This is a genomic window from Neorhizobium sp. T6_25 (assembly GCF_002968555.1).
In the GTDB taxonomy this organism is placed as follows: Bacteria; Pseudomonadota; Alphaproteobacteria; order Rhizobiales; family Rhizobiaceae; genus Neorhizobium.
Map to the genome: position 1 here is coordinate 1 of NZ_PVBL01000016.1, position 18,083 is coordinate 18,083.

Sequence of the window (18,083 nt, forward strand, 5' to 3'; positions counted from 1 at the left end):
TTATATCCTCGATCATCCGGAAACGGTCGCGGGCAAAGAGGTGCTGGATTTCGCCAGCGGCTCCGGCCTGGTGGCGATTGCAGCCCGGCTCGCCGGCGCCGCCGACGTGCTGGCCGCGGATATCGATCCCTGGGCTGCGAGCGCCATAGCGTTGAATGCCGCGGAGAACCGAGTGGTAATCCGCTCCACCGCCGACGACCGGATAGGCAAGGCTGTCGAGGCGAATGTCATCGTGGCCGGCGATGTCTTCTACGACCGGGATTTTGCGTCGGCCCTGATCCCGTGGTTCACGCGGCTTGCGGGCGAGGGAAAGCTGGTCCTGGTCGGCGATCCCGGCCGCAGCTACCTTCCGAAGGACAGGCTCAAGTCGCTGGCGGTCTATCAGGTGCCGGTCACCCGGGCGCTGGAAGACAGCGAGGTGAAGATGACGACCGTCTGGCGGTTTGTTTAGCTTCGAGCAGGTAACGCCGCCCCTCAATTCCCGCCGCGGATGACGCAGACGCCGGCTTCGTAGGAGCAGGCGTTTCCGAAGCCCCGCATGCCGCTATCGACATCGATGATCTTGGCCTTGGGCGCGAGCACCACGCGGCCTTCCTGCGCCCACCAGTAGTCTTCCGAAAAATAGCGCGCGAAATGGATGCCGAAGTCGGGGATCGGGGGAGCCTGCAGCGGTCCGCTGAAAATGCCGAGTCGGCGGACGAAGGATGCCGTGCCGGTATAGAAGACGCGGAAGCTTTCCACCTCCGGCGCGCGGTCCTTCCGTTCCGTCCAGCGATTGCCTGCCAGGCGATAGACGCTGCTGTCGGCATCGCTCCGGCCGTCGCGGGCGTTCGTGGCGGATGCGAGCGACGCCAAAAGGGCGGCAGCGACCAGGACAGGCTTGATGCGATTCGCGATCATGGCGAAACTCCGGAGGATATGATTAACGAAACGTTATCATAAATCGGCTCCTCCCGTCCCGGCGGCAACGAAATCTTTCGAAAGTGTAGTTAATGTGACAGTCGGGTTTGCACCGCATCAGCCCCGAGAAAGCCACAATCGATTAAATTGGAAATCCGTTTGAATTGTTCTTGTCGTCCGACATTCGTACGATTAAACCACGCCAATGATGCAATGCACATTTCTTCGGCATCGCGTGCATTGCCGGGCACCCGCTCTTGATACCGCATACGACGCCGCGAGGTTCTGATGGCGAATGTGACAAATAACCGGCCCCTGTCGCCGCATCTTCAAATCTACAAATTTATTCCCACCATGGCGATGTCGATCGTTCACCGCATTACCGGTGCGGCGCTCTACTTCGGCACGCTGCTGGTCGCCGCCTGGCTGATCGCGGCCGCGTCCGGCGAGGAATATTTCAACCAGGTCAACTGGCTGTTCGGCTCGATCGTCGGTCAGATCGTCCTGTTCGGTTATACCTGGGCCCTTCTTCACCATCTGCTCGGCGGCCTGCGCCATATCATGTGGGATATCGGCTACGGGTTCGAGAAGGAATTCTCGACCATGCTCGCCAAGGCCAATCTCGTGGCTTCCATCGCGCTGACCGTTCTGGTCTGGGCGATCGTGCTCATCGTTCGCTGAGGGGATCGATCATGGATATGCGCACTCCTCTCGGAAAAGTTCGCGGCCTCGGCTCGGCCAAGAGCGGCACGGAGCATTTCTGGCGTGTTCGAACCACGTCGCTCGCCCTCGTCCCGCTTCTCCTCTTCTACATCGTCTTCCTGATCGCCTATGGTGGCAGGCCTTATGCCGAAGTGGTCGGCGCGCTCGCCAATCCCTTCGTCGCGACGATCAACGGGCTGACCGTCATCGCCAGCATCATCCACATGCGTCTCGGCATGGAAGAGATCATCCAGGACTACATCCATTCCGAAATCACGAAGATCGTTCTTCTGATCCTCAACGCCTTCTTTTCCCTCGCGGTGGGCGGCCTCTGTCTTTTCGCCGTCCTGAAAATCGCATTTGCAGGATAACCCCGTCATGGCATCCGTCACACCCATCGCCCAGAACGGCAAGGCCTATACCTATGTCGACCATTCCTATGACGTGATCGTCGTCGGCGCCGGTGGCGCTGGCCTGCGCGCCACGCTCGGCATGGCCGAACAGGGTTTCAAGACCGCCTGCATCACCAAGGTCTTCCCGACCCGCTCGCACACCGTGGCCGCCCAGGGCGGCATCGCCGCCTCGCTGCAGAACATGACGCCGGATAGCTGGCAGTGGCACCTTTACGACACCGTCAAGGGTTCCGACTGGCTCGGCGACGTCGATGCCATGCAGTACATGGTTATGGAAGCGCCGAAGGCGGTCTACGAGCTCGAGCACTACGGTGTGCCTTTCTCCCGCAACGAAGAAGGCAAGATCTACCAGCGCCCGTTCGGCGGCCACATGCAGAACTTTGGCGCCGGCCCTCCGGTGCAGCGCACCTGTGCCGCGGCAGACCGTACCGGCCACGCCATCTTGCACACGCTTTACGGCCAGTCGCTGAAGAACAACGCCGAATTCTTCATCGAATATTTCGCGCTCGACCTGATCATGTCTGACGACGGGCGCTGCACCGGCGTCGTCGCCTGGAACCTCGACGACGGCACGATACATCGCTTCGCCGCCAAGATGGTGGTGCTGGCGACCGGCGGTTACGGCCGCGCCTATTTCTCGGCGACATCAGCCCATACCTGCACCGGCGACGGCGGCGGCATGGTGGCTCGTGCCGGCCTGCCCTTGCAGGACATGGAATTCGTGCAGTTCCACCCGACCGGCATCTACGGCTCCGGCTGTCTGATCACCGAAGGCGCGCGCGGCGAAGGCGGTTACCTCGTCAATTCCGAGGGCGAGCGCTTCATGGAGCGTTATGCACCTTCGGCGAAGGACCTTGCTTCCCGCGACGTCGTCTCGCGCTGCATGACGCTGGAAATCCGCGAAGGCCGCGGCGTCGGCAAGAACAAGGACCACATCTTCCTGCATCTCGACCATCTCGATCCGGCCGTTCTGCACGAACGCCTGCCGGGCATTTCCGAGAGCGCCAAGATCTTTGCTGGCGTCGACGTGACGCGGGAGCCGATCCCGGTTCTTCCGACCGTGCATTACAACATGGGCGGCATCCCGACCAATTTCTGGGGTGAAGTGCTCAACGCCGACAGCAACAATCCGGAACGTCTTCTGCCCGGCCTGATGGCCGTCGGCGAAGCGGGCTGCGCCTCGGTTCACGGCGCCAACCGCCTCGGCTCCAACTCGCTGATCGACCTCGTGGTCTTCGGCCGCGCCGCCGCGATCCGCGCCGGCGAGGTGATCAACAAGGCCGAGCCGATCCCGGCGCTCAACATCGCCGCCTGCGACAAGATCATGGAGCGTTTCGACCGCCTGCGGAACGCCAACGGCGGCACGCCGACCGCGGTGCTGCGCGACAAGATGCAACGCACCATGCAGGACGACGCCGCCGTGTTCCGCACGCAGGAATCGCTGGAATCGGGCTGCAAGCGCATGTCGGCGATCTGGGGCGAGCTGAAGGACATCAAGGTCACCGACCGTTCGATGATCTGGAACTCGGACCTGGTCGAGACGCTGGAACTCGAAAACCTGATGGCGAACGCGATCGCCACAGTGGTCGGCGCGGAAGCCCGCAAGGAAAGCCGCGGCTCCCACGCCCGGGAGGACTACACGTCCGGCCCGTTCGGCGGCCGCGACGACGAGAACTGGCGCAAGCACACGCTCGCCTGGGTCAGCGACAGCGGCGACGTCAAGCTCGACTATCGCCCGGTTCACACCGAGCTCATCGCCGAAGGCATCGATCCGCACAAGATCGAGCCGAAAGCGCGTGTTTATTGAGGTAAATTGTGGCGCGCATTGAGATTGTATCCTTGGCAGCGTTGGGGGTAATCGTTTTGATGCTCGCCGGATGTTCGTTCATTTTCGTGAACGGCGTTGAAGGCGCGTACAGCGCAACTGGAAAGCCACTTATCGGTAAGGTGAGCGCGCATAACGAGCCGGGTGGGACGCTGGCTCTCGGTTCTCCCGATAAGCAAGAGTGCCAAGGGCGATATACGGAACTGCGCTCCGGTATTTCCGTGCTCGGGCTGCAGGTCAAAAATGCGACTTACAAGGGTCGCCTCTATTGTCTTGATGGCCGAACTGGAAGCTTTGAGTTGATTTCGGCACCACATGGACGAACGGGTTCAATTACGGGCGAGATTGGCGGCGAAGCGTTTCGTCTAGCGTTGATCGAACCGAAGAAAGCAAGATGCGATAACGATGAATGCCGATGGGGCCTTAAATGGACCTATGGAAACGAACTTAGGGATATGCGGACCTACAATAAGGTCGAGGCCGAACATATCGCCAGTAAAGCAATTCGGTCTGCCGGTGACATGTAAGGAAAACAAACATGGTTGAACTCGCTCTTCCCAAGAACTCTCAGATGACCGAAGGCAAGACCTGGCCGAAGCCGGCGGGTGCCAAGAACGTCCGGGAATTCCGCATCTACCGCTGGAACCCGGATGACGGCCAGAACCCGCGCATCGACACCTATTATATCGATGTCGACGATTGCGGCCCGATGGTTCTCGACGGTCTGCTCTACATCAAGAACAATATCGATCCGACGCTGACGCTGCGCCGCTCCTGTCGCGAGGGCATCTGCGGCTCCTGCGCCATGAACATCGACGGCACCAACACGCTCGCCTGCACCAAGGGCATGGACGACGTGAAGGGCACCGTGAAGGTCTATCCGCTGCCGCATATGCCTGTGGTCAAGGACCTGGTTCCGGACCTCACCAACTTCTACGCCCAGCACCGCTCGATCGAGCCCTGGCTGAAGACGGTTTCGCCGCCGCCGGCCAAGGAATGGAAGCAGAGCCACGAAGACCGCCAGAAGCTCGACGGCCTCTACGAGTGCATCCTGTGCGCCTGCTGCTCGACCTCCTGTCCGAGCTACTGGTGGAACGGCGACCGTTACCTCGGCCCGGCCACCCTGCTGCAGGCCTATCGCTGGCTGATCGATAGCCGCGACGAAGCCAAGGGCGAGCGCCTCGACAATCTCGAGGATCCGTTCCGGCTCTATCGCTGCCACACGATCATGAACTGCGCCCAGACCTGCCCGAAGGGCCTGAACCCGGCCAAGGCGATCGCCGAAATCAAGAAGATGATGGTCGAGCGTCGCGTCTGAGGCGTTCTCGACATTTGATGCCTCATTCGGTCCTCGCGTCGGCGGGACCGGATGCATTGCAGCATTCTTCTTGATCAGCCATGCCGAATTGTTCCAATACGACTTGATTAACCAAGGTGGTTTACGATAATTCGGTCTCAATTCAGTGGCATCGGTGGCGGGTCAAGCTGAAAGCAGGAGTTAGATGATGCAGTTCAGATACGTGGCGACGGGACTTGTTCTTGCCTTGGCGCTGGCCGGTTGCCAGCGCACATCCTATAGCCCCTATAGCGATCTGCCCGCCCAACCCTCTCAGCCGGCGCCGCTTCAGGCGCAGCCCGTGCCGTCCGTTCAGGGCGGCCAGCTTCCGCCGCCTCCCGGCGCTGCCGGTTCCTCCCAGTTCCCGAGCGCGCCCGGCGCAAATCCTGCCATGGCGTCGGCCAATGCCGCACCGCCTGCGACTGCGCTCGACATCAAGAAGGAAGCGATGGTCGGCAATTGGCGTGTGTCCAATTCCGGTTCGTCCTGCGACATGTTCCTGACGCTCACCAATCTCGGCGGCGGTTCGCGCGGCGGTACCCGCGGCTGTGCCGGCGAACTGACGGCGATGGGCTCCTGGGACGTGTCGGGCAAAATGGTCCAGTTCAAGAACCGGGCCGGCGACGTGATCGGACGTGTCTACAAGAGCGCCGAGAACCGCTTCGACGGTACGATGAACTCCGGCCAGCCGGTCAGCCTCAGCCGCTAAGCGGTTCCCCACAGTATCGAGGGCGTCCGGTTGGAACCCATTCCCGAATACACGACGAGCGTCGGCGAGGAGCTGAAGGCTTTGACCGTGTCGGGTGTGCTGACCGCCGACGCAGCCCAATTGGCGGTTGCCGTCAAGCTCGACCATCTGCTGACCTGCCTTCGCGAGACGGGACCTGCGAAGAAGAAGAGCGCGCTTGGCTGGCTTTTCGCCAAGGGCGGCGGGCGGCCGCGCGAAATCCGCGGACTCTACGTGCATGGCAGCGTCGGGCGCGGCAAGACCATGCTGATGGACATGTTCTTCAAGAAGGCGCCGACGACAAAGAAGCGTCGGGCGCATTTCCACGAGTTCATGGCGGATGTGCATAACCGCATTCACGACCATCGCCAGAAGCTGAAGCGCGGCGAGACCAAGCAGGCCGATCCCGTGCCGCCGGTCGCTGCCGCCCTCTTTGCGGAAGCCGAGCTTCTCTGCTTCGACGAATTCTCGGTCACCGACATCACCGATGCGATGATCCTGGCGCGGCTGTTCACGGAGCTGTTCGGGCTCGGCTGCGTGCTGGTCGCGACCTCCAACGTGGCCCCCGGCGATCTCTACAGGGACGGGCTGAACCGCGGGCTGTTCCTGCCGTTCATCGCGCTTCTCAACCGCTACGTGGACGTGGTCACCCTCGACTCGCCCAACGACTACCGCATGCAGAAGCAAGCAAGCCTGCCGGTCTACGTGACGCCGCTCGATGCGCGCGCCGACGCCGCGATGGAGTCCGCCTGGCACCAGGTGACCGAAGGCAAGAAGGCGGCGCCTGCCGAGATCCCCATGAAGGGCCGCAGCATCCACGTGCCCTCCGCCGCCGGGCGAGCAGCACGCTTCGATTTCAAGGACATCTGCGGCAAGCCGCTGGGGGCGTCGGACTATCTGGCGCTCGCCAATCGCTTCGACGCGATCTTCGTCGAGCGCGTTCCGCAGCTCGGGCCAGAGAAGCGCAACGAAACCAAGCGGCTGATCAACCTCGTCGATGCGCTCTACGACCACGCGGTCCGGCTCTATATTTCCGCCGCGACCGCGCCGGAACATATCCTCCTGGAGCGAAAAGGCACAGAAGGCTTCGAGTTCGACCGCACCGTCTCGCGTCTTTTTGAGATGCGCAGCCCGGACTATCTTGCACTGCACCAGGAAAAGCGCCGCCGACTTTAACGGTTTTGTGACATAAACTATTACGTTTACGTAAGAGTTTTAACATCTAACCGATTGAAAAAGTTGGGCCGGAAATAATCGATTGCCATTTTAGGCGGATGGCGGTATGCGGTCTGGCACGTTGGTAGGCGAGCCGTAGTCTGCCATGGATTCGGATCTCGAAAGGAAGCTTTTCGATGGCGCGCAAGAAGATCGCACTTATTGGTTCTGGCATGATCGGTGGAACGCTGGCACATCTCGCCAGCCTGAAGGAATTGGGCGACATCGTCCTCTTCGACATCGCTGACGGCATCCCGCAGGGCAAAGGCCTCGATATCGCCCAGTCCGGCCCGGTCGAGGGCTTCAATGCCAAGCTTTCCGGCGCCAGCGACTACGCGGCTATCGAAGGCGCCGATGTCTGCATCGTTACCGCCGGCGTCGCCCGCAAGCCGGGCATGAGCCGCGACGACCTGCTCGGCATCAACTTGAAGGTCATGGAACAGGTCGGCGCCGGCATCAAGAAATATGCCCCGAACGCCTTCGTGATCTGCATCACCAACCCGCTCGACGCGATGGTCTGGGCTCTCCAGAAGTTCTCGGGTCTGCCGAAGAACATGGTCGTCGGCATGGCCGGCGTGCTCGACAGCGCCCGCTTCCGCCTCTTCCTTTCCGAAGAATTCAACGTTTCCGTCCAGGACGTCACCGCCTTCGTTCTCGGCGGTCATGGCGACACGATGGTGCCGCTCGCCCGTTACTCGACCGTCGGCGGCGTGCCGCTCACAGACCTCGTCAAGATGGGCTGGGTCACCAAGGAACGTCTCGAAGAAATCATCCAGCGCACCCGTGACGGCGGCGCCGAAATCGTCGGCCTGCTGAAGACCGGTTCGGCCTATTACGCGCCGGCCGCCTCGGCGATCGAAATGGCCGAGTCCTTCCTCAAGGACAAGAAGCGCGTTCTGCCGGCGGCCGCCTATCTCTCCGGCCAGTACGGCGTCAAGGACATGTATGTCGGCGTTCCGACGATCATCGGCGCTGGCGGTGTCGAGCGCATCATCGAGGTCGAGTTCAACAAGGACGAAGAAGCTGCCTTCCAGAAGTCCGTCGGCGCCGTTGCCGGCCTCTGCGAAGCCTGCATCAACATCGCCCCGGCTCTCAAGTAATTGACGCGCTGAAGTCATCGAAACAGGGACAAACCCATGAACATTCATGAATATCAGGCCAAGGCTCTGCTGAAGGGCTATGGCGCGCCGGTTGCGGAAGGTGTCGCGATCCTCAAGGCTGACGAGGCCGAGGCTGCTGCGAAGTCGCTGCCGGGTCCACTTTACGTCGTCAAGAGCCAGATCCATGCGGGCGGCCGCGGCAAGGGCAAGTTCAAGGAACTCGGCCCCGACGCCAAGGGCGGCGTTCGCCTCGCCTTCTCGATCGAAGAAGCCAAGGCGCATGCCAAGGAAATGCTCGGCAACACGCTGGTGACCGCGCAGACCGGTGAAGCCGGCAAGCAGGTCAACCGCCTCTACATCGAAGACGGCGCCGACATTGCCCGCGAACTCTATTGCTCGCTGCTGGTGGACCGCTCGGTCGGCCGCGTCGCATTCGTGGTTTCGACCGAAGGCGGCATGGACATCGAAGCCGTTGCCCACGACACGCCTGAGAAGATCCAGACGATCGCCATCGATCCGGAAGCCGGCGTGACGGCGGCGGACATCGCCGCGATCTCCAAGGCTCTGGAACTCGACGGCGCTGCCGGCGAAGATGCCAAGTCGCTCTTCCCGCTGCTCTACAAGGCCTTCAACGAGAAGGACATGGCCCTTCTCGAGATCAATCCGCTGATCGTCATGAAGAACGGCCACCTGCGCGTTCTCGACGCGAAGATGTCGTTCGACGGCAACGCGCTCTTCCGTCACGACGACGTCAAGGCGCTGCGCGACGAGACCGAAGAAGACGCCAAGGAAATCGAAGCCTCCAAGTGGGACCTCGCTTACGTCGCGCTCGACGGCAATATCGGCTGCATGGTCAACGGTGCCGGTCTCGCCATGGCGACGATGGACATCATCAAGCTCTACGGCAAGGAGCCGGCTAACTTCTGCGACGTCGGCGGTGGCGCCGGCAAGGAGAAGGTGGCTGCGGCCTTCAAGATCATCACCGCGGACCCGAAGGTCGAGGGCATCCTCGTCAACATCTTCGGCGGCATCATGCGCTGCGACGTCATCGCTGAAGGCGTTGTCGCGGCGGTGCAGGAAGTCGGCTTGAAGGTTCCGCTGGTGGTGCGCCTCGAAGGCACCAATGTCGAACTCGGCAAGAAAATCCTCAACGAGTCCGGTCTCGCGATCACTGCGGCTGACGATCTTGACGACGCGGCGAAGAAGATCGTCGCGGCGATCGAAGCCTAACCTGGAAGGACCGGAATCAATGTCTATTCTCGTTAACAAAGACACGAAGGTCATCGTCCAGGGCCTGACCGGGAAGACCGGCACCTTCCACACGGAACAGGCGCTCGGCTACTACGGCACCAAGATGGTGGGCGGCGTTCATCCCAAGAAGGGTGGCGAATCGTGGTCGTCCGGCGTCGACGGTACGGCGCTGCCGATCTTCACCTCGGTTGCCGAAGCCAGGGAACGGACCGGCGCCGACGCGACCGTGATCTACGTTCCGCCGGCAGGCGCCGCGGACGCGATCATCGAAGCGATCGAAGCCGAAGTTCCCTTCATCACCTGCATCACCGAAGGCATCCCGGTCATGGACATGGTCCGCGTCAAGGCTCGCCTCGACCGCTCCAAGTCGCGTCTGCTCGGCCCCAACTGCCCGGGCATCCTGACCCCGGAAGAATGCAAGATCGGCATCATGCCGGGCTCGATCTTCCGCAAGGGCTCGGTCGGCATCGTTTCCCGCTCGGGCACGCTGACCTATGAGGCCGTGTTCCAGACCTCGAACGAAGGCCTCGGCCAGACCACCGCTGTCGGCATCGGCGGCGACCCGGTCAAGGGCACCGAGTTCATCGACGTCCTGGAAATGTTCCTCGCTGACGAAGCCACGACCTCGATCATCATGATCGGCGAAATCGGCGGCTCGGCAGAAGAAGACGCAGCGCAGTTCCTGAAGGACGAAGCCAAGAAGGGCCGCAGCAAGCCGATGGCCGGCTTCATCGCGGGCCGCACCGCTCCGAAGGGCCGTACGATGGGCCATGCCGGTGCAGTGGTTTCCGGCGGCAAGGGTGACGCGGAATCGAAGATCGCGGCAATGGAATCGGCAGGCATCAAGGTGTCGCCGTCCCCGGCCCGTCTCGGCAAGACCTTGGTTGAAGTCCTCAAGGGCTGACGCCACATAAAGAACACTCGCCGCCGCTAGATAGATAGGTGGCGATTGATCCGACAAGCTTCGGACAGGCGAAGCGCTCCATGCTTCGCCTGTCCATGTTTTGCGTCTCTCAGTTTCTGGAGACGCGTGACCGCCAAGCGCGGTTCGGTACCAAGACGAAGACCAAGAAAATGCGGAATACCGGAAGTATTTTTCGGTTCCGATTACGTCAGGAGGCGGGCGCGGCGCCCGCAGATAACCATGGCACGGCAAGAAGCCAACGAGCAGTTCCTCATCACCTCTTTCCTCGACGGACAGAACGCGGCCTATATCGAGCAGCTCCATGCTCGTTACGAGGACGATCCGACATCCGTCGCGCCGGAATGGCAGGCCTTCTTCAAGGCACTCGCCGACAATCCGGACGATGTGAAGGCGGCGGCGAAGGGTGCCTCCTGGCAGCGCAAGAACTGGCCGATCACGGCCAATGGCGAGCTGGTCTCGGCGCTCGACGGCAACTGGCCGATCGTCGAAAAGGCGATCGAAACCAAGGTCAAGGCAAAGGCGGAAGCGACTGCCGCGGCGACCGGCAAGCCGGTCAACGAAACCGATGTGCTGCAGGCGACGCGGGATTCCGTGCGCGCCATCATGATGATCCGCGCCTACCGCATGCGGGGTCACCTGCATGCCAAGCTCGATCCGCTCGGCATTGCCAGCGCGGTCGAGGACTATAACGAGCTTTCGCCGACGGCTTACGGCTTCACGGAAGCGGACTACGACCGCAAGATCTTCATCGACAACGTGCTCGGGCTCGAACACGCGACGCTCCGCGAGATGATCACGATCCTGGAGCGCACCTATTGCTCGACGCTGGGCGTCGAATTCATGCATATCTCCAATCCGGAAGAGAAGTCCTGGATCCAGGAGCGCATCGAAGGCCCCGGCAAGGGCGTCGAATTCACCGCCAACGGCAAGAAGGCGATCCTTCAGAAGCTGGTGGAAGCGGAAGGTTACGAACAGTTCCTGGACGTACGCTTCAAGGGCACCAAGCGCTTCGGCCTCGACGGCGGCGAATCGCTGATCCCCGCGCTCGAACAGATCATCAAGCGCGGCGGCCAGGACGGCCTGGAAGAAGTCATCGTCGGCATGGCCCACCGCGGCCGCCTGAACGTTCTGACCAACGTCATGGGCAAGCCGCACCGCGCAGTGTTCCACGAGTTCAAGGGCGGTTCGTTCAAGCCCGACGAAGTCGAAGGCTCGGGCGACGTGAAGTACCATCTCGGTGCTTCTTCCGACCGCGAGTTCGACGGCAATACCGTGCACCTGTCGCTCACCGCCAACCCTTCGCATCTTGAAATCGTCAACCCGGTCGTCATGGGCAAGGCGCGCGCCAAGCAGGACATGCGCGCCAAGGTCTGGGAAGGCGACGTCATTCCGCTCAAGGAGCGTTCCAAGGTTCTGCCGCTGCTGTTGCACGGCGATGCGGCCTTTGCCGGCCAGGGCGTCGTGGCTGAAATCCTCGGCCTTTCGGGCCTGCGCGGTCATCGCGTCGCCGGCACGATGCACGTCATCATCAACAACCAGATCGGTTTCACCACCAATCCGGCCTTCTCGCGTTCGTCGCCCTACCCGTCCGACGTCGCCAAGATGATCGAAGCGCCGATCTTCCACGTCAATGGCGACGATCCGGAAGCGGTCGTCTATGCCGCCAAGATCGCGACCGAATACCGGATGAAGTTCCACAAGCCGGTGGTCATCGACATGTTCTGCTACCGCCGCTTCGGCCATAACGAAGGCGACGAGCCGGCGTTCACGCAGCCGAAGATGTACAAGGTCATCCGCGCCCACAAGACGGTCGCGCAGATCTATGCCGACCGCCTGATCGCCGAAGGTCTCCTCACCGACGGCGAATTCGAGAAGATGAAGGCCGACTGGCGCGCCAATCTCGAAACCGAATTCGAGGCCGGCCAGAGCTACAAGCCGAACAAGGCCGACTGGCTGGACGGCCAGTGGTCGGGCCTGCGTTCGGCCGACAATGCCGACGAACAGCGCCGCGGCAAGACCGCGATGCCGATGAAGGAACTGCGCGAGATCGGCCGCAAGCTGTCGACCATTCCGGAAGGCTTCAACGCTCACCGCACCATCAAGCGGTTCATGGAAAACCGCGCCCAGATGGTCGAAACCGGCGAAGGCATCGACTGGGCCATGGCGGAAGCCCTGGCCTTCGGTTCGCTCGCCGTCGAAGGCACCAAGATCCGCCTGTCGGGCCAGGATTGCGAACGCGGCACGTTCTCGCAGCGCCACTCGGTTCTCTACGATCAGGACACCGAAGAGCGCTACATTCCGCTCGCCAACCTGGCGCCGACCCAGGCCCGTTACGAAGTCATCAACTCGATGCTTTCGGAAGAGGCGGTCCTCGGCTTCGAATACGGCTATTCGCTTGCCCGCCCGAATGCGCTGACCCTCTGGGAAGCCCAGTTCGGCGACTTCGCCAACGGTGCACAGGTCGTGTTCGACCAGTTCATCTCGTCAGGCGAACGCAAGTGGCTGCGCATGTCCGGTCTCGTCTGCCTGCTGCCGCACGGTTATGAAGGACAGGGTCCGGAACACTCCTCGGCACGCCTGGAGCGCTGGTTGCAGATGTGCGCCGAAGACAACATGCAGGTCGCCAACGTCACGACGCCGGCCAACTATTTCCACATTCTGCGCCGGCAGACGAAGCGCGATTTCCGCAAGCCGCTGATCCTGATGACGCCGAAGTCCCTGCTGCGCCACAAGCGGGCTACCTCGACGCTTGCCGAAATGGCCGGCGAGTCTTCCTTCCACCGTCTCCTCTGGGACGATGCGGAGGTCATCAAGGACGGCCCGATCAAGCTGCAGAAGGATGCCAAGATCCGTCGCGTCGTGCTCTGCACCGGCAAGGTCTATTACGACCTTCTCGAAGAGCGCGAAAAGCGCGGCATCGACGACATCTACCTGCTGCGCATCGAACAGCTTTATCCGTTCCCGGCCAAGGCCCTGATCAACGAGCTCTCCCGCTTCCGCAACGCGGAAATGGTCTGGTGCCAGGAAGAGCCTAAGAACATGGGCGCGTGGTCCTTCATCGACCCGTATCTGGAATGGGTTCTGGCGCATATCGATGCGAAGTATCAGCGCGTTCGTTATACGGGCCGGCCGGCAGCGGCTTCGCCTGCGACGGGCCAGATGTCGAAGCATCTCGCACAGCTCGAAGCCTTCCTCGAAGACGCGCTCGGCGGCTGATTCCCAGCCGCTTCTCCACTTTTCACAGACACAACCTGACAAACACGGAAACAGATCATGGCCACCGAAATCCGCGTCCCAACCCTCGGAGAGTCCGTCAGCGAGGCAACCGTCGGCACTTGGTTCAAGAAGGTCGGCGATACGGTCAAGGCCGACGAGCCGCTCCTCGAGCTCGAAACGGACAAGGTGACCGTTGAGGTTCCGTCGCCGGCTGCAGGCGTTCTGACCGAGATCGTCGCCGCCAACGGCGAGACCGTCGGCCTCGGCGCCCTGCTCGGCCAGATCGCGGAAGGTGCTGCTGGCGCCGCGACCGCTGCTCCGGCTGCAAAGCCTGCCGAAGCCGCGCCGGCCAAGGCTGCCGAACCGGCTGCTCCGGCACCGGTCGCCGCTGCCGCCACCTCGATGCCGCCGGCTCCGGCTGCCGCCAAGATCGCTGCGGACAACAACATCTCGACTGCCGATATCGATGGTTCGGGCAAGCGTGGCCAGGTTCTGAAGGGCGACGTGATCGCTGCCGTCGCCAAGGGCATTTCCGCTCCGGCCCAGGCGCCTGCCGCTCCGGCAGCACCGCGCCCGGTTTCCTCGGCCGACGACGCATCCCGCGAAGAGCGCGTGAAGATGACGCGCCTGCGCCAGACGATCGCCCGCCGCCTCAAGGACGCGCAGAACACGGCCGCCATGCTGACCACCTATAACGAGGTGGACATGAAGGCGGTCATGGACCTGCGTAACCGCTACAAGGACGTGTTCGAGAAGAAGCATGGCGTCAAGCTCGGCTTCATGGGCTTCTTCACCAAGGCCGTGACCCACGCGCTGAAGGAACTGCCGGCCGTCAACGCCGAGATCGACGGTACCGACATCATCTACAAGCAGTATTGCCATGTCGGCGTCGCCGTCGGCACAGACAAGGGCCTCGTGGTTCCGGTCGTGCGCAACGCCGACCAGATGTCGATCGCCGAAATCGAGAAGGATATCGGCCGCCTCGGCAAGCTCGCCCGCGACGGCCAGCTCTCCATGGCAGACATGCAGGGCGGCACGTTCACCATCTCCAACGGCGGCGTCTACGGTTCGCTGATGTCCTCGCCGATCCTCAACGCTCCGCAGTCCGGCATTCTCGGCATGCACAAGATCCAGGACCGCCCGGTCGTCGTCGGCGGCCAGATCGTCATTCGCCCGATGATGTATCTCGCGCTCTCCTACGACCACCGCATGGTGGACGGCAAGGAAGCCGTGACCTTCCTGGTGCGCGTCAAGGAAAGCCTCGAGGATCCGGAACGCCTGGTTCTCGATCTCTAAGACGGGGACGGACCCATGGAAACGCTCGGGGTTACCGCAACGCCATACATGACGCTGCTGGCCTTGAGCGTTGTCCTTCTGGTGTTCCACATCCTGCTGCAGGGCACGCTCTCCACTCGCGAACTTGGTCGTGAATGGAACGCCGGCCCGCGGGACCAGGGACTGGCACCGAGGGGCCGGTTCGCGGGGCGTGCCGAACGCGCCTCGAAGAATTTCCAGGAGACCTACCCGGCGTTTGTCGGCCTGCTGCTCGGCGTTGCCTTTGCGGGAGACGACGCGTCCGGCTGGGGACTGATCGGCGGCTGGATCTGGCTGATCTCCCGGATCGTCTATATCCCGCTCTACATGGGCGGCGTGCCCTATATCCGATCCCTCGTCTGGACGGTAAGCCTGATCGGGCTTCTCGCCATGACCATCGCGCTCTTCCGGTGACGCCATGATCGCATCCTTGAAAACATGGCTTCCGATATTCTGCCTGGTGCCGGGCATGGCGATAGCTGCCGAGCGATGCGCCATCGAGAAGGCCGTGTTCGTCGAGGCTACCGCCGGGACCGTGCTGTCGTTCAAGCCGGTCGGTTCGGACGCCGCGGTGGTCAGCCATCTCTTCACGATCACCGGGGCCAAGCTGAAGCTCGACGGCAACGTCATGTATGACGAGGAATCCAAGCGTCCGGGTGGCATGGTGACGAACAATTGCCCGCAGGGTGATGCGACCGGCGCCGAACTTCGAGCCTGTACGGTCTGGACAGGCGTCCCCTATGCCCTTGATGTGGCGACCGGCCATATCGACATATTGGGCGCGGCCAATGCCCCGGCGCCGGACGCGATCCTGATGCCGGGCTTCGGCCCGTCGATCCGACATTCGACGCTATGGGGCAAGAGCGGTCTGAAACAGGTCCCCTGGGACCTGTACGAATTCAAGGAATGCAAGGCATGAGCGAAGACCCTGTTCTCCTGGTGACCGGCGGAAGCCGCGGCATCGGCGCGGCGGTCTCGCTGATGGCCGCCAGCCGTGGTTGGCGGGTGGCGGTGAACTACGCCTCCAATCGGCAGGCGGCTGAAAAGGTGGTTTCGGAAATCGAGGCCGCCGGCAGCGAGGCGATAGCGGTCCAGGCTGATATCGGCAATGCGGCCGAGATCGTCGCGATGTTTCAGGCGGTCGACCGACATTTCGGGCAGCTCGACGGGCTGGTCAACAATGCCGGGATCGTCGACATGCCGCAGCGCATCGACGAGATGAGCGCGGAGCGCATCGAGCGGATGATGCGGATCAATGTCACCGGTTCGATCCTGTGTGCCGGGGAAGCGGTCCGCCGGATGTCGACGAGACACGGCGGCAAGGGTGGCGCGATCGTCAATATCTCGTCGATGGCCGCCAAGCTTGGCTCTCCGGGGCAATATGTCGACTACGCAGCTTCGAAGGCGGCGATCGACACGCTGACCATCGGCCTGGCACGCGAAGTCGCGACCGAAGGCGTGCGCGTCAACGCGATCCGCCCGGGCATCATCGACACGGATATCCATGCGTCCGGCGGCCTGCCGGACCGGGCGCGCGACATGGCGCCCAGCGTTCCCATGCAACGGCCGGGCAGGGCGGAAGAGGTGGCGGATGCCGTCCTCTATTTTCTGTCGCCAGCGGCTTCCTACGTAACCGGCGCCATACTCGACGTGAGTGGCGGGCGCTAAAGCAATTCCAGCAAAAGTGCGCAGCGGTTTTGCGTTCGGAGTTGCGATGAAACGAAGAGATGAAGAGAAGGAAAAACAACTATGGCATATGATCTCGTCGTCATCGGGAGCGGCCCCGGCGGTTACGTCTGCGCGGTGAAGGCTGCCCAGCTCGGCCTCAAGGTCGCGGTCGTGGAAAAGCGCGCCACCTATGGCGGGACCTGCCTCAACATCGGCTGCATCCCTTCCAAGGCGCTGCTGCACGCTTCCGAAATGTTCGCCCACGCCGCCCATGGCATGGATGCGCTCGGCGTCGAGGTTTCCGCGCCAAAACTCAATCTTGAAAAGATGATGGCCCACAAGGACGCGACCGTTAAGTCGAACGTCGACGGCGTCTCCTTCCTGTTCAAGAAGAACAAGATCGACGGCTTCATCGGCACCGGCAAGATCGTTTCGGCGGCCAAGGTCTCCGTGACCGGCGACGACGGCAAGGTCCAGGAACTCGAGGCCAAGAACATCGTCATCGCCACCGGCTCCGACGTTGCCGGCATTCCGGGCGTCAATGTCGAGATCGACGAGAAGGTGATCATCTCGTCCACCGGCGGCATCGCGCTCGAAAAGGTGCCGGCGCACCTGATCGTGGTCGGCGGCGGCGTCATCGGCATGGAGCTTGGCTCGGTCTGGTCGCGCCTCGGTGCCAAGGTGACCGTGGTCGAATATCTCGACAAGCTGCTGGGCGGCATGGACGGCGACGTTTCCAAGCAGTTCCAGCGGATGATGGCGAAGCAGGGCATGGACATCCGCACGGATGCCAAGGTCACCGGTGTCGAAAAGGCCGCCAATGGCGCCAAGGTCACCTATGAGCCGGTCAAGGGCGGCGACGCCCAGACGCTCGAAGCCGACGTCGTGCTGATCGCCACCGGCCGCAAGCCCTACACGGCGGGTCTCGGCCTCGAAGAAGCGGGCGTCAAACTCGACAACCGCGGTCGCGTCGAGATCGACGGGCACTTCAAGACCAATGTCGAAGGCATCTACGCGATCGGCGACGTCGTTCGCGGCCCGATGCTCGCCCACAAGGCGGAAGACGAAGGCGTTGCGATCGCCGAGATCATCGCCGGCCAGCATGGCCATGTGAACTACGACGTCATCCCCGGCGTCGTCTACACCCAGCCGGAAGTAGCGTCCGTCGGCAAGACCGAGGAAGAGCTGAAGGCTGCGGGCATTGCCTACAAGGTCGGCAAGTTCCCGTTCACCGCCAATGGCCGCGCCCGCGCCATGCTGGCCACGGACGGTTTCGTGAAGATCCTCGCCGACAAGGATACCGACCGGGTTCTCGGCGGCCATATCGTCGGTTTCGGCGCCGGCGAAATGATCCACGAGATCGCCGTGCTGATGGAATTCGGCGGTTCGTCGGAAGACCTCGGCCGCACCTGCCATGCCCATCCGACCATGTCGGAAGCGGTCAAGGAAGCCGCGCTGGCGACCTTCTTCAAGCCGATCCATATGTAAGCG

General features: G+C 62.3%; 18 protein-coding genes. 17 read left to right on the forward strand and 1 reads right to left on the reverse strand.

Features of this window, described 5'->3' with window-relative positions:
* On the forward strand, positions 1 to 451 hold a 451-nt coding region (locus tag C5L10_RS20320; protein WP_105431137.1), incomplete at its 5' end, for a methyltransferase.
* Between the two features lie 23 nt (positions 452 to 474).
* Here the strand turns inward: C5L10_RS20320 and C5L10_RS20325 are convergent.
* Positions 475 to 900 (reverse strand): hypothetical protein, encoded by a 426-nt coding sequence (locus C5L10_RS20325; protein ID WP_105431138.1) that lies wholly within the window; start codon positions 898 to 900, stop codon positions 475 to 477.
* A gap of 288 nt (positions 901 to 1,188) precedes the next feature.
* Between C5L10_RS20325 and sdhC the strand changes: the two genes are divergently transcribed.
* From sdhC to lpdA, 16 genes are all read left to right on the forward strand, one after another.
* Positions 1,189 to 1,581: a succinate dehydrogenase, cytochrome b556 subunit gene (gene sdhC / locus C5L10_RS20330; RefSeq protein WP_105431139.1), complete on the forward strand. Its 393-nt coding sequence runs from the start codon at positions 1,189 to 1,191 to the stop codon at positions 1,579 to 1,581.
* Positions 1,582 to 1,592: 11 nt separating this feature from the next.
* Positions 1,593 to 1,973: a succinate dehydrogenase, hydrophobic membrane anchor protein gene (gene sdhD, locus C5L10_RS20335; protein ID WP_105425953.1), complete on the forward strand. Its 381-nt coding sequence runs from the start codon at positions 1,593 to 1,595 to the stop codon at positions 1,971 to 1,973.
* 7 nt (positions 1,974 to 1,980) lie between these two features.
* The gene (sdhA, locus tag C5L10_RS20340) at positions 1,981 to 3,822 is read left to right on the forward strand and encodes a succinate dehydrogenase flavoprotein subunit (protein WP_105431140.1); all 1,842 of its coding nucleotides are present in this window, start codon (positions 1,981 to 1,983) and stop codon (positions 3,820 to 3,822) included.
* 8 nt (positions 3,823 to 3,830) lie between these two features.
* Positions 3,831 to 4,367, forward strand: a complete 537-nt coding sequence (locus tag C5L10_RS20345; protein ID WP_245448065.1) for a hypothetical protein — start codon at positions 3,831 to 3,833, stop codon at positions 4,365 to 4,367.
* An 11-nt stretch (positions 4,368 to 4,378) separates the two neighbouring features.
* Positions 4,379 to 5,158 carry a succinate dehydrogenase iron-sulfur subunit gene (locus C5L10_RS20350; protein WP_007757759.1) on the forward strand — a complete coding sequence of 260 codons (780 nt, stop codon included), beginning with the start codon at positions 4,379 to 4,381 and terminating at the stop codon, positions 5,156 to 5,158.
* Positions 5,159 to 5,345: 187 nt separating this feature from the next.
* Entirely contained in the window at positions 5,346 to 5,885 is a 540-nt protein-coding gene (locus C5L10_RS20355) for a protease inhibitor Inh/omp19 family protein (RefSeq protein WP_105431231.1), read from the forward strand.
* Positions 5,886 to 5,915: 30 nt separating this feature from the next.
* Complete coding sequence (gene zapE, locus C5L10_RS20360) at positions 5,916 to 7,079, forward strand: cell division protein ZapE (RefSeq protein ID WP_105431141.1); 1,164 nt, start codon at positions 5,916 to 5,918, stop codon at positions 7,077 to 7,079.
* Between the two features lie 176 nt (positions 7,080 to 7,255).
* Positions 7,256 to 8,218 (forward strand): malate dehydrogenase, encoded by a 963-nt coding sequence (mdh, locus tag C5L10_RS20365; RefSeq protein WP_007757753.1) that lies wholly within the window; start codon positions 7,256 to 7,258, stop codon positions 8,216 to 8,218.
* A gap of 36 nt (positions 8,219 to 8,254) precedes the next feature.
* On the forward strand, positions 8,255 to 9,448 hold the full coding sequence (gene sucC / locus C5L10_RS20370) for an ADP-forming succinate--CoA ligase subunit beta (RefSeq protein ID WP_046665079.1): 1,194 nt from the start codon (positions 8,255 to 8,257) through the stop codon (positions 9,446 to 9,448).
* 19 nt (positions 9,449 to 9,467) lie between these two features.
* Positions 9,468 to 10,373, forward strand: a complete 906-nt coding sequence (gene sucD / locus C5L10_RS20375; protein ID WP_046665078.1) for a succinate--CoA ligase subunit alpha — start codon at positions 9,468 to 9,470, stop codon at positions 10,371 to 10,373.
* A 240-nt stretch (positions 10,374 to 10,613) separates the two neighbouring features.
* Positions 10,614 to 13,610, forward strand: a complete 2,997-nt coding sequence (locus tag C5L10_RS20380; protein ID WP_105431142.1) for a 2-oxoglutarate dehydrogenase E1 component — start codon at positions 10,614 to 10,616, stop codon at positions 13,608 to 13,610.
* 57 nt (positions 13,611 to 13,667) lie between these two features.
* Entirely contained in the window at positions 13,668 to 14,906 is a 1,239-nt protein-coding gene (odhB, locus tag C5L10_RS20385) for a 2-oxoglutarate dehydrogenase complex dihydrolipoyllysine-residue succinyltransferase (protein ID WP_105431143.1), read from the forward strand.
* Positions 14,907 to 14,921: 15 nt separating this feature from the next.
* Positions 14,922 to 15,338, forward strand: coding sequence for an MAPEG family protein (locus C5L10_RS20390; protein ID WP_105431144.1), 417 nt, complete (start codon positions 14,922 to 14,924; stop codon positions 15,336 to 15,338).
* Positions 15,339 to 15,354: 16 nt separating this feature from the next.
* Positions 15,355 to 15,843 (forward strand): hypothetical protein, encoded by a 489-nt coding sequence (locus C5L10_RS20395; protein ID WP_172717089.1) that lies wholly within the window; start codon positions 15,355 to 15,357, stop codon positions 15,841 to 15,843.
* Entirely contained in the window at positions 15,840 to 16,592 is a 753-nt protein-coding gene (locus tag C5L10_RS20400) for an SDR family oxidoreductase (protein ID WP_038546504.1), read from the forward strand. The genes C5L10_RS20395 and C5L10_RS20400 overlap by 4 nt, the downstream gene beginning before the upstream one ends.
* An 81-nt stretch (positions 16,593 to 16,673) precedes the next feature.
* Positions 16,674 to 18,080, forward strand: coding sequence for a dihydrolipoyl dehydrogenase (gene lpdA / locus C5L10_RS20405; protein ID WP_105431146.1), 1,407 nt, complete (start codon positions 16,674 to 16,676; stop codon positions 18,078 to 18,080).
* The last annotated feature ends 3 nt before the right edge of the window (positions 18,081 to 18,083 follow it).

Coding starts and splice junctions, on each gene's coding strand:
- mdh (WP_007757753.1), top strand. CDS start 7,256: ATGGCGCGCAAGAAGATCGCACTTATTGGTTCTGGCATGATCGGTGGA.
- C5L10_RS20325 (WP_105431138.1), bottom strand. CDS start 900: ATGATCGCGAATCGCATCAAGCCTGTCCTGGTCGCTGCCGCCCTTTTG.
- odhB (WP_105431143.1), top strand. CDS start 13,668: ATGGCCACCGAAATCCGCGTCCCAACCCTCGGAGAGTCCGTCAGCGAG.
- C5L10_RS20380 (WP_105431142.1), top strand. CDS start 10,614: ATGGCACGGCAAGAAGCCAACGAGCAGTTCCTCATCACCTCTTTCCTC.
- sdhA (WP_105431140.1), top strand. CDS start 1,981: ATGGCATCCGTCACACCCATCGCCCAGAACGGCAAGGCCTATACCTAT.
- sucD (WP_046665078.1), top strand. CDS start 9,468: ATGTCTATTCTCGTTAACAAAGACACGAAGGTCATCGTCCAGGGCCTG.
- C5L10_RS20390 (WP_105431144.1), top strand. CDS start 14,922: ATGGAAACGCTCGGGGTTACCGCAACGCCATACATGACGCTGCTGGCC.
- C5L10_RS20400 (WP_038546504.1), top strand. CDS start 15,840: ATGAGCGAAGACCCTGTTCTCCTGGTGACCGGCGGAAGCCGCGGCATC.
- sdhC (WP_105431139.1), top strand. CDS start 1,189: ATGGCGAATGTGACAAATAACCGGCCCCTGTCGCCGCATCTTCAAATC.
- C5L10_RS20350 (WP_007757759.1), top strand. CDS start 4,379: ATGGTTGAACTCGCTCTTCCCAAGAACTCTCAGATGACCGAAGGCAAG.
- lpdA (WP_105431146.1), top strand. CDS start 16,674: ATGGCATATGATCTCGTCGTCATCGGGAGCGGCCCCGGCGGTTACGTC.
- C5L10_RS20355 (WP_105431231.1), top strand. CDS start 5,346: ATGCAGTTCAGATACGTGGCGACGGGACTTGTTCTTGCCTTGGCGCTG.
- sdhD (WP_105425953.1), top strand. CDS start 1,593: ATGGATATGCGCACTCCTCTCGGAAAAGTTCGCGGCCTCGGCTCGGCC.
- sucC (WP_046665079.1), top strand. CDS start 8,255: ATGAACATTCATGAATATCAGGCCAAGGCTCTGCTGAAGGGCTATGGC.